The organism is Psychrobacillus sp., assembly GCF_056205495.1.
Genome location: NZ_JBAEAP010000407.1, coordinates 1 through 10,426 on the forward strand (window position 1 = coordinate 1; position 10,426 = coordinate 10,426).

The following is a 10,426-nucleotide window of genomic DNA, read 5'->3' on the forward strand; positions in this document are numbered from 1 at the left end:
TTGTGTCAGAACTTTTAATCTAACGTTTGTTTTTATTTCAGCTGGGAATACATTAAATATAGATTAATAAAGGAGGACTCAGCATGAGTAATGACAAATTCGAAAAAATGGAAGAAAGTATTAAAGGACAAACACAGAATCGTCAACCAGGTTTTGAAAATGAAATGAGACCAAAACCTATTTTTGATGATGAAAATTATAAAGGTTCTGAAAAGCTAAAAGGAAAAGTCGCTTTAATCACAGGTGGAGATAGCGGTATTGGTAAAGCAGTTGCAATTGCTTACGCAAAAGAAGGTGCAAACGTCGCTATTGCGTATTTAGATGAACATGAGGATGCAAAAGAAACAGTAAAACTAGTTGAAAACTACGGAGTTAAAGCTAAAAGCTTTGCTATAGATATTAGCGATGACGAAAACTGCGAAAAGTTAATAGAGCAAGTTATTGAGGAATTTGGCCAGTTAAATGTTCTAGTAAATAACACAGGAAAACAGTTCCCAACGATGAATTTCTTAGAGATTACTCCAGATCAATTACAGGAAACTTTCTCTACTAACATATACTCTATGTTCTACCTAACACAGGCAGCTCTTCCGCATATGTCTAAGGGTGATACAATTGTAAATACTTCCTCGGTTACTGCTTATCGCGGTGCTGCTGAGTTAATCGATTACTCGGCAACAAAAGGAGCAATCACTTCCTTCACACGCTCCTTAGCATTAAATCTAGTTGAAAAAGGAATTCGTGTAAATGCAGTTGCACCTGGACCAATATGGACCCCACTTATCCCAGCAACTTTTGATGCCGAGAAGGTAGAAAACCATGCTGAAGGAAATCCAACTGGCAGAAGAGGTCAGCCGTCAGAAAATGCACCTGCCTATGTCTTCTTAGCATCTAATGACTCCACGTATATTACAGGACAAACTATTCACGTTGATGGTGGAGACTTCGTCGGTTCATAAAATCATATATAAAATTTAAAGAGGATGATCTTGTATATTCACGATCATCCTCTTTTTCATATTAAAGTATTTACATAAGGCTCTTTGAAACTTTTTTTCCATCATAAGTATAGAGCACTGGTTTTTTTTCGACAAAGGTTTCCATATGAATAGAACGTCCCCACAGCTGGTAGATATATGGAAGCACATGCTCCAAATAATGCGCATCTAATTCCACGCCTTCATAATTGTGCTTTAGATGCAACTCCCCGTTTCTAGAGAAATCACCATTTTCTACTACAATGTAGGGGTAGCCACCATTTTCACGGCTCGCTATTATTTCATCTCTGACATTCTCATAATCCTTATCAGTTATTTCATAGTTCCCATTTTTCTTTTCAAATAAGTAAAGGTCCTCTTGTTTAACTAACTCTTTTGTCAAATAGTTTCTGATAAAGGAAATATCAGACTCTATTTCCCGTACTTCAAATAACTTTTCTCTCCCTAGCCCTGGTTCGATTCCAATTCTTCTCATTTCAGCTGTAGGGGAGTCATACCTTTTCTCTATATCCTCAAAAATTTTGAGTCCTAAATAATACGGATTTATGGACGTCTTGGAAGGTTGAACAACATTTGCATTTAACTTGGCAAATTCAATGGTTTCATCTGAAGTCAAATCCATTTCTCGGAGAATTCGCTGATGCCAAAAAGTTGCCCATCCCTCATTCATAATTTTTGTTTCGAGCTGCGGCCAAAAATAAAGCATCTCTTCCCGCATCATAGTTAAAATATCACGTTGCCAATCTTCAAGCTCCCGACTATACTCCTCTATAAATAACAACAAATCTTTTTCTGGTCTGGGAGGGAATTTTTTTCGATAAGGCTGAACCAACTTATTTTTTTTCTTTTCATCTAAATCCCATAAATCATCATACTCACTTTTTCTTTTTTCCTCTATTTCTTCTTCCTCTAAGTCATAACTAGGAAGCTTAGGACGGACTATCGACGAATCAATATGTTCTTGAATAGCTAATACTGCGTCTAAAAATTGTTCTACCTCTTCTTTTCCATGAACCATTTCATAGTGTGCAATCCTCTCGGCAGTGGCAGTCATGCTTTCAACCATATCTCTCCGTGTGTTAGAGAAGCGAACATTATTCTTGAAAAAATCACAATGCGCAAGTACATGAGCAATAATTAGCTTGTTCTGAATAAGGCTATTCGTATCTAATAGAAATGCATAACAAGGGTTGGAATTGATCACTAACTCATAGATTTGGCTAAGCCCAAAATCGTATTGCATCTTCATTTTATGAAATTGCTTCCCAAAGCTCCAGTGTGCGAAACGAGTTGGCATCCCATATGCGCCGAATGTATAAATAATGTCTGCAGGACATATTTCGTATCTCATAGGGAATGTATCCAATCCAAAACCAGATGCAATCTCAGTTATTTCGGCAATTGCATATTGTAGTTTTGTGTCCATCACTTTACTCCCTTTTTAAAAATACTTTTTAATGCAGCATATACATCTTTATTATTTCTAATTACGTGGTGCCTAAACTTAGGATTTTCTATTGTCTTATACGTGTTCATCAAAGTGGAATAACGATTGTGCTCATTAACTTCCCCATACCCAAATATTTGAGAGACCTTCATTAATTCATTAACTAGTTTCACACATTTCTCATTATCACTCGTCATATTTTCTCCATCTGAAAAATGAACTGGATAAATATTATAGCGAGAAGGAGGATACTTTTCCTGTATTAACTCTAATGCCTTCTGATAAGCAGAGGAACATATGGTACCTCCACTCTCCCCCTTTGTAAAGAACGCTTCCTCAGTAACTACCTTTGCTTCCGTATGATGAGCAATAAATTCAATATCTAATGCCTCGTATTCCATTCGCAAAAATCTAACCATCCAAAAGAAGAAGCTACGTGCACAATACTTTTCAAAAACGCCCATTGAACCACTAGTATCCATCATAGCGAGAACAACTGCTTTTGATTCGCGCTTAACAACTTCATCCCAAGTTTTAAAGCGTAAATCATCCTGATGGATAGGTGCAATTGCCGCTTCTCCCTTAAGAGCATTTCTCTTAATAGCTGTAATTAATGTCCTTTTCTTATCAATATTACCCATAAGGCCTTTTTTCCGAATATCATTAAACTCAATATGCTCGGTTACTATTTCAGATTTTTCTTTATCCTCTAGACTAGGCAGCTCCATGTCACTAAAAAGAGCATTTTCTATCTCTTCCATGGAAACCTCTGCCTCATAGTAATCTTGCCCTGCCTTGTCTCCAGCTTGCTTACCACTTCCCGTTCCCTTTCCTTCTCCAGGTCCCTTAGCGACAACATCACCGATCTGACTGTCTCCCTTACCTTGGCCAACATGCTTAGAAGAGTCGTAATTATATCTTATTTTGTATTCATCCAGGGATCTAATAGGGATTTTTATAACGTCTCGTCCATTTGACATGATAATACTTTCATCACTTATTAAGTCTGGTAAGTTGTTTCTAATTGCTTCCTTGACCTTTTCCGTGTGGCGTTGCTGATCTTGATGACCTTTGCGATGGAGTGACCAATTCTCTTGTGAAATAACGAAGGGATTTTTCTCTTTTTCATTCAACCTCAACACCTACCTATTTTTTATCATATGCCGGTGCAACAAAGTTATTGCCAAAGTTTCAAGAAAAGCGCAGGCGCCTATCTTTGCCCCGACAGTCAAATGGAAAGAGGCGAGGAGGCAGTTCTCCAGCCACCGGAGCTTTTATCCATTTGACCCCGAGTATAGTTACACACCAATCCAAATTAGTATAAAAAAAACAAGACCAATGAAGAATATTAGTCTTGTTTTTTCATGGCTTTATCGATTAAGAAGACTTCCTACATAACGTAATAATTCATTGGCTGAAGTAGAATTATATCCGTGTTCATCAATCAATCTAGCAACTACTTCGTTTATCTTTTTCAAATGAGCTTCATCTGGCGTTTTCGTAGATGTAGTAATTTTCACGACATCTTTTAAATCAGCAAACAGTTTCTTTTGAATAGCCTCTCTTAGGCGTTCATGGGAATTATATTCGAAACGCTTCCCTTTCCGTGCATAAGCAGAAAGGCGAATTAATATCTCTTCTCGGAATCCTTTTTTTGCATTTTCAGATATGCCTATTTGTTCTTCTATGGAGCGCATTAGTTTTTCATCTGGGTTCATCTCTTCGCCAGTTAATGGATCTCTCATTTTGTTCTTGTTACAAAATGCTTCAACATTGTCCAAGTAATTATTCATTAGCGTTATTGCCGACTCCTCATATGAGTAAACAAAAGCCTTTTGAACTTCTTTTTTAGCAATTTCATCGTATTCTTTTCGTGCAATGGCAATATAGTTTAAATACTTTTCTCGATCCTCTTCAGAAATAGAAGCATGCTGATCAAGACCCTCTTTTAAAGCACGCAAAACGTCTAATGCATTTATAGAAGGGATTTCTTTTCTTATAATGGCTGAAGAAATGCGGTTAATCACATACCTCGGATCAATTCCATGCATTCCTTCCGTAGTAAATTCTTTTTTAAGCTCTTCAACATCAATTTCATTAAAACCTTCAATGTTTTCCCCATCATACAACTTCATTTTCTTTACTATATCAATTCCTTGTTTCTTTGGATCCTCTAATCTAGTGAGTATAGAGAATATAGCAGCCGCCCTTAAGGCATGGGGGGCAATATGGACATGGTTCATATCACTTTCTTTAATCATCTTTTCATAAATTCGTTCTTCTTGGCTAACCTTCAAGTTATAAGGAATTGGCATTACAATAATACGTGAATGTAGTGCTTCATTCTTTTTATTAGAGATGAACGAACGATACTCCGTTTCATTGGTATGGGCTACAATCAGCTCATCCGCACTAATAAGCGCGAAACGACCAGCTTTGAAATTACCCTCCTGTGTTAGAGATAGCAGATGCCACAGGAATTTTTCATCCAGCTTAAGCATCTCCTGAAATTCCATCATTCCTCTATTAGCCTTATTTAGCTCCCCATCAAATCTATATGCTCTTGGATCAGATTCAGATCCAAACTCAGCAATTGTTGAAAAGTCAATGCTTCCAGTTAAATCAGCGATATCTTGAGATTTTGGATCAGATGGAGTAAAAGTACCTATCCCTACCCTTTTGTCCTCTGAAAAGAAAATCCTCTCCACTAAGACATCTTCTACTTTACCACCATATTCCTGCTCCAGCCTCATCGAGTTCAGAGGTGATAGACTACCTTCTATTCGAATTCCATATTCCTCATAAAAGTCTTCTCGAAGATGAGTTGGGATTAAATGAAGCGGATCCTCATGCATAGGGCACCCTTTAATAGCATAGACAGCACCCTTATCAGTTCTTGAATATTCCTCAAAACCTCTCTTTAACAATGTAACAATAGTAGATTTACCACCACTCACGGGACCCATCAACAATAAAATTCTTTTCCTAACATCTAAACGCTTTGCTGCCGGATGGAAATACTCTTCTACCAGACGCTCTAACGCTTCATCAAGACCAAACATTTCCTGTTCAAAAAACTTATAGCTTTTCTTTCCATTTTCATCCGAATGCCCCGCACTTTTAATCATGCTGTATACACGTGCATGTGCAGTTTGAGCAACTTCTGGTCTGTCTTTTAAGATTTCCAAGTATTCCCTGAACGTACCTTCCCATTTCAACTCGTTTTCCGCTTCTCGATAACCTTTAACCTTACTTAAGATATCCATGTTTCCCTCCATTCAGGGGCATCTTTTATACATAATATGACGAGAAGGAATTAATGATACATATAACTTTGTAGTTGTCTCTTAATTGTTCATAACTATCGCTATTTCATCTCCTTAAATTTTTTTACTTTAAATGAAGGTCATTATTTATCTTTCCTTCTTTTTCTTATAAACCAAATACTCAAAAAGGAAACAATGCCTATCAATAATAAGATTGGTAAATTGCCTAATAGAAACACTATAATCCCGGATCCAATCATTAATAACGCATTCACACTTTGAACAAATTGCTTCTTTGTCTTCTCCCATGTGTTTAAGTCCTTATTATCAATACCTGGTACGATTACGCGATCCTCATAAAAGTTCAGCTCTATTGTGGAAAAGGAAGTTTGATTATCCAAATATTTAATCTTCCCAACTATTACTTCTATTTCTTCTTGTACTTTTGCCAAGTCAGCTGAAATCTTTAAAAGATCCTCCGTTTTTTCTGCACTTTCCATAAATACTAGCAATCGAGCCTCTACTGCTCTTTTTGATTTTAATCGGGATTCTAAGTCTACATACTGCTCTGTTACGTCTTCTCCCGTTATATTCCTCTCTAATACCTTAGTTACCTGTCCCTCAGCTTCCGATAAAAAAGTCTCAAAATGCTCCTCAGGTACTCTGACAACCATACGTCCGTGACTAAGAGAATCACTTTCTTGATAAATATTAGATTCTACAATATATCCGTTATACTTACTTACTTTTTCTGTAATTTTTTCTTGAGCTACCGTTAGTTCTTTGACGTTTGCACTAATATTAGCCTTGTGAATAATTTTCCTTTGCGATATAGATGGATTCGAAGCACCTTCCTCTGTTTCAGAAATACTCTCTTCCTTTGAGTCATTCCCTTCCTGTCCAACATCATTTGAGTATTCCATGTCCTTCATAGACTCGGTTACTGCTGCCTTTTCCTCGTCTTGAGCACTGCAGCCAGCTAAAAAAATGAGAGACAAATATAAGAAAACGATAATAAACCTAGTCATTACCAAAAACCCCCTTTACTTTAAATAAATAGACGTTTGTGAAGAAATTTCGTTACAATCCTTCCGTTTAGCACACTATCAAGACACTCCACTAGCATATGAGAAATTTTTACTTTTCGAATAAAAAAGCTTAATAAAATGGAATATTCCGATAGAATATAAGAAAAGCACAGGCGCCTATCTCTGCACCGACAGGCAAATGGGGAAAGGCGAGGAGGCAGCTCCTCAGCCACCGGAGCTTTTATCCATTTGACCCGAGGGGCAAGGCGCCGGAGCTAGACAATAAGAAAAGCGCAGGCGCCTATTCCTACCCCGACAGGCAAATGGGGAAATACATCAAATAATTGATTTGAAAGCTATAAAAAAAGTGGGAGTGGAGAATATGATTCACTTAAAAGGATATGGACTTACATTGGAACAAATGAGAGCCATTCTTTATAAAAACGAGAAAATAACCTTAGATAGAGAGGCTATACAAGCTGTTCAAAACAGTAGAAGAGCCGTAGAGAGAATTGTTAGTAGTGGAGAAATCGTGTATGGAATTAACACAGGCTTTGGAAAATTTAGCGATGTAAGTATAAACGAGAAGGATGTTCATGCACTTCAACTACATTTGATACGATCTCATGCTTGTGGGGTGGGAACTCCTTTTGAAGAGTTAGTTTCAAGAGCTATGGTCATTCTACGTTTGAATGCTCTGATGAAGGGTTTTTCAGGGATACGACTCGAGGTATTAGAAAGACTGGCATATATGATAAACCATCATATCCATCCCGTAATACCTTCCCAAGGCTCTCTAGGTGCATCTGGAGATTTAGCACCTCTATCACATTTAGCCCTTGTATTAATTGGCGAAGGATTTGTTTGGGAGGCTAATAAGCATGTTCCTGCTGCAAATGTATGGAGTGAACATGGACTACAGCCAATTGTACTTGAAGCTAAGGAAGGGTTAGCCTTAATAAATGGAACTCAAGCAATGACTGCTCAAGGAGTGATTAACTGGCTCGAAGCTGAGACTCTTGCGTATCAAAGCGAGTGGATTGCTGCAATGACTATGGAAGCCCTCCATGGAATTACAGACGCCTTTCACCCTTCTATCCATGAAGCACGAGGTTACCAGGAGCAAATAGACGTCGCTAAACGAATGCTGTACTGGTTGGAAGGAAGCCAACTAGTCACTAAACAAGGTGAACAGCGAGTACAGGATGCCTATTCTATAAGATGCATACCTCAAATACACGGAGCCACATGGCAAGTGCTTTCCTATGTAAAAGAAAAACTTGAGATAGAAATGAATGCCGCCACAGATAATCCATTAATCGTAGAAGACGGAAATATAGTTGTTTCCGGTGGGAACTTTCACGGTCAACCAATAGCCTTTGCGATGGATTTCTTAAAGGTGGGAATGGCCGAGCTGGCTAACGTTTCTGAACGACGGGTAGAAAGACTCGTGAATCCACAATTAAATGTTGGTCTCCCGCCATTTTTAAGCCCAGAGCCTGGTCTACAATCAGGAGCAATGATTTTACAATACACTGCTGCTAGTCTTGTTTCTGAAAATAAAACATTTGCTCACCCAGCATCTGTCGACTCTATCCCATCCTCTGGAAACCAAGAGGACCATGTAAGCATGGGAACCATTGGGGCTAGACATGCCTATCAAATCATTCAAAATGCCCGTGGAGTAATCGCTATCGAGGCTATTTGTGCAGTACAAGGAGTCGAGTATCGTAATGAGTTGCTGATGGCACCAAAACTCCTTAAAAAGTGGAAGGAAATCCGTGCATTTATTCCATCCATAACTGAAGATCGAGTCTTTAGTAAGGACATCGAGTTAATGCAAAATTATTTGAGGAACTTGATTATTTCTTAAGTGCCCTCTTCCTTTGTTTTAACAGTTTGCTTCTACTTGGAGAAAGTGTATAGGCAACACCAAGGGAACCCCTGCTTCCTCTATACACTTTTTAATAAAGTATATAACCATTCTTTTTTCGTTATCCATCTTACGAATCAACTCATATAATAGGAAATAATATATCGGGAGTTGATTTTTTGACACTTTGGATTGATGTATCAGTCACAAAACGTCAGTTGAAGCTTTATGACGGAAGCAAACTGTTAAAAACATACCCTATTGCAGTAGGAAAAGTCTTAACCCCTACCCCGACAGGTAATTATATGATTATTAATAAGGAGGTAGATCCAGGAGGTCCATATGGGGCATTGTGGATGGGATTATCTAAGCCTCATTATGGCATACACGGGACAAACGATCCAAGCTCAATAGGAAAAGATGTATCACTTGGTTGTATAAGAATGTACAACAATGACGTTATAGAATTATCCTCCCAGGTACCTTTGCAGACAAACGTTTACATCCACAAATAATGGTTCTATAGCTCTCGCTAATAAGTCTAAATTAGTTAGACTGCCTCTGTATATCTGAAATTGCACATTATAGAATAGATTTAAGATTCTCCACACCAAGTATCCCATTTCATCTGCATATATCACTCTCCAAACTCGTGATCAACTCCATACAACCGCTCTTTCTACTTTCTAACCTTATAGTTAATATCACTTCTTCTCATAATTATTTCTATCTTATACACTATGTTGCTTATCCTTTTATAAATTTTTTTTGTAATAAGGCGATGCGTACCCATCCTACTTTATACAATAGCTTTCAACTAAATTTTAGATGTTTATTTCCTTCTTCCAGAGGTATGTATTATTTAAGGTAAATTCTTTAATGAAAAACTATAAGGCACGGAGGTAACAAATATGTTTACTGAAAAAAATAAAGCAAAAATTGGAGCAGCTACATTCATCTCTTTAGGTCTACTTGGAGACACCAATTATGCTGTAGATCACGATGACAATCAAGTTGACGACAAGGAAGAACAAGAAAAAGAAGAATTTTAATTAAATTTTTAAAAAATTTAATTATTTTATGTTTAAGCACATATTTTAACGGGTATTGATAAAAGGAAATATTTTGTTTTTCCATGTAATTTAGTAAAAAGAAAACTAAAAATTTATTAGATAGTAGGAAAAAAAATTATCATATAACATATGCGTCAAAGTAGCAGTTTAGATGTTAAAAATGATTTTTATTCCAAAAAGGTTTCGACAAAATTCGCCTTTTCATTCTTTGTGGATAAGTTTACACACAGAATTCACACTAGATAAATATGATTTTGACAAACATGTAAACAACTTACTAACATCTTATACCCACATACTGTGGATAAAAAGAACGATTGTTCTTAATAGTACTTTTTGGTAAAGTAATGTTAATAACAATTATTTAATTTTAAAGCCCTTTCACATATAAGAACATTTAACTATTAGGAGGAAATGAAATGAGTAAAATGTCGGATGATCTATTATTAGAATCATATTTTACTGCTAAGGAACTTAACCTTTGCCCTGACTTTTTAGCTTTATTGAAAAGTGAGATTCAACGTCGCTCTCTTCAAGTTGAACTATAATCTTTTATATAAATGAAACTTTCTTTCCATTCTTTCGTAAATAGTATAAGGTAATACTGTAAGTCCAATCTAATAACTATTTTACGGAGGGTTTTAAATTTTGAAGAAAATTCTAGTCGCACTACTTACTATCACGCTTGTTTTTTCTTCAGTGGGCAATTTTGTCTTTCAAGATGATATAACTGCTGAAGCT

At 36.8% G+C, this 10,426-nt stretch carries 9 protein-coding genes; 5 read left to right on the plus strand and 4 right to left on the minus strand.

Annotation, left to right across the window (positions count from 1 at the left end; all coding sequences use genetic code 11):
• Positions 1–83: 83 nt before the first annotated feature.
• Complete coding sequence (locus tag AC06OU_RS11960) at positions 84–959, plus strand: SDR family oxidoreductase (protein WP_475856028.1); 876 nt, start codon at positions 84–86, stop codon at positions 957–959.
• A 70-nt stretch (positions 960–1,029) separates the two neighbouring features.
• Here the strand turns inward: AC06OU_RS11960 and AC06OU_RS11965 are convergent, their stop codons facing one another.
• The 4 genes from AC06OU_RS11965 to AC06OU_RS11980 all read right to left on the minus strand — a co-directional run bounded on the left by AC06OU_RS11965 (position 1,030) and on the right by AC06OU_RS11980 (position 6,739).
• On the minus strand, positions 1,030–2,424 hold the full coding sequence (locus tag AC06OU_RS11965; RefSeq protein WP_169359104.1) for a SpoVR family protein: 1,395 nt from the start codon (positions 2,422–2,424) through the stop codon (positions 1,030–1,032).
• Positions 2,424–3,578 carry a sporulation protein YhbH gene (gene yhbH / locus AC06OU_RS11970; RefSeq protein ID WP_475856030.1) on the minus strand — a complete coding sequence of 385 codons (1,155 nt, stop codon included), beginning with the start codon at positions 3,576–3,578 and terminating at the stop codon, positions 2,424–2,426. Before yhbH ends, AC06OU_RS11965 begins: the two co-directional genes overlap by 1 nt.
• 237 nt (positions 3,579–3,815) lie before the next feature.
• A complete protein-coding gene (locus tag AC06OU_RS11975) occupies positions 3,816–5,711 on the minus strand; it encodes a PrkA family serine protein kinase (protein ID WP_475856032.1) in 1,896 nt (631 codons plus the stop codon).
• Between the two features lie 143 nt (positions 5,712–5,854).
• Positions 5,855–6,739, minus strand: a complete 885-nt coding sequence (locus tag AC06OU_RS11980) for a DUF4349 domain-containing protein (RefSeq protein ID WP_475856033.1) — start codon at positions 6,737–6,739, stop codon at positions 5,855–5,857.
• 382 nt (positions 6,740–7,121) lie between these two features.
• Between AC06OU_RS11980 and hutH the strand changes: the two genes are divergently transcribed.
• The 4 genes from hutH to sda all read left to right on the plus strand — a co-directional run bounded on the left by hutH (position 7,122) and on the right by sda (position 10,233).
• The gene (hutH, locus tag AC06OU_RS11985) at positions 7,122–8,612 is read left to right on the plus strand and encodes a histidine ammonia-lyase (RefSeq protein WP_475856034.1); all 1,491 of its coding nucleotides are present in this window, start codon (positions 7,122–7,124) and stop codon (positions 8,610–8,612) included.
• A gap of 179 nt (positions 8,613–8,791) precedes the next feature.
• On the plus strand, positions 8,792–9,127 hold the full coding sequence (locus AC06OU_RS11990; RefSeq protein ID WP_475856035.1) for a L,D-transpeptidase: 336 nt from the start codon (positions 8,792–8,794) through the stop codon (positions 9,125–9,127).
• Positions 9,128–9,523: 396 nt separating this feature from the next.
• The gene (locus AC06OU_RS11995) at positions 9,524–9,664 is read left to right on the plus strand and encodes a hypothetical protein (RefSeq protein WP_475856036.1); all 141 of its coding nucleotides are present in this window, start codon (positions 9,524–9,526) and stop codon (positions 9,662–9,664) included.
• 440 nt (positions 9,665–10,104) lie between these two features.
• Positions 10,105–10,233, plus strand: a complete 129-nt coding sequence (gene sda, locus AC06OU_RS12000) for a sporulation histidine kinase inhibitor Sda (RefSeq protein WP_169360171.1) — start codon at positions 10,105–10,107, stop codon at positions 10,231–10,233.
• The last annotated feature ends 193 nt before the right edge of the window (positions 10,234–10,426 follow it).

Coding starts and splice junctions, on each gene's coding strand:
- sda (WP_169360171.1), top strand. CDS start 10,105: ATGAGTAAAATGTCGGATGATCTATTATTAGAATCATATTTTACTGCT.
- AC06OU_RS11965 (WP_169359104.1), bottom strand. CDS start 2,424: ATGGACACAAAACTACAATATGCAATTGCCGAAATAACTGAGATTGCA.
- hutH (WP_475856034.1), top strand. CDS start 7,122: ATGATTCACTTAAAAGGATATGGACTTACATTGGAACAAATGAGAGCC.
- AC06OU_RS11995 (WP_475856036.1), top strand. CDS start 9,524: ATGTTTACTGAAAAAAATAAAGCAAAAATTGGAGCAGCTACATTCATC.
- AC06OU_RS11980 (WP_475856033.1), bottom strand. CDS start 6,739: ATGACTAGGTTTATTATCGTTTTCTTATATTTGTCTCTCATTTTTTTA.
- AC06OU_RS11960 (WP_475856028.1), top strand. CDS start 84: ATGAGTAATGACAAATTCGAAAAAATGGAAGAAAGTATTAAAGGACAA.
- AC06OU_RS11975 (WP_475856032.1), bottom strand. CDS start 5,711: ATGGATATCTTAAGTAAGGTTAAAGGTTATCGAGAAGCGGAAAACGAG.